A 459-nucleotide genomic window follows, 5' to 3' on the forward strand; every position below is an offset into this window, starting at 1 on the left:
GCATGCTCGACACCCACGCCCTCCAGGATGGCGGGCGCATGGACCTTGGCGACGGAGCTGTCGAAATCCTGCTTGAACTCGCGGCACCCGGTTCGGCCTTTAGGATCGATTTCGAGCATCCCGATCTCGAACTCGGCGTCGAGCAGAACGCGGATGGCTTGGCGATCCTGTACGAAGCGTCATCAGACAGAACCTCGCCGCGCTATCTGGCACGCGGAGCAAGGGCAAAGAGCTTGCGCATTTTCCTCGACCGGGGGTCCATTGAGGTTTTCGCGGACGATGGGCGCTGGACTGGCACCAAACGGCTGAGAACCTTCGCGCCGGTGCGCGCGGGGCGGATTAGTGCGGGCATAGAAAATCTGACCGCTGCCGCTACCTGGCAACTCCGTCTTTGAACGTTGACTGCGCTTCGGAGGCTGGTGAAGAAGTCTCCCGCCTTGATGCTGGCTTCGTCCCTTT

The 459-nt window shown here is 61.4% G+C and carries 1 protein-coding gene; it reads left to right on the forward strand.

What is annotated here, in order from left to right:
- Window positions 1-395 (forward strand): GH32 C-terminal domain-containing protein (locus EN786_RS36100; protein ID WP_189524377.1); only part of this gene is annotated, 395 nt, incomplete at its 5' end.
- Between the last annotated feature and the right edge of the window lie 64 nt (window positions 396-459).

Origin of the sequence: Mesorhizobium sp. M4B.F.Ca.ET.143.01.1.1, assembly GCF_004792275.1 — a bacterium.
GTDB classification, from domain to species: domain Bacteria; phylum Pseudomonadota; class Alphaproteobacteria; order Rhizobiales; family Rhizobiaceae; genus Mesorhizobium; species Mesorhizobium abyssinicae.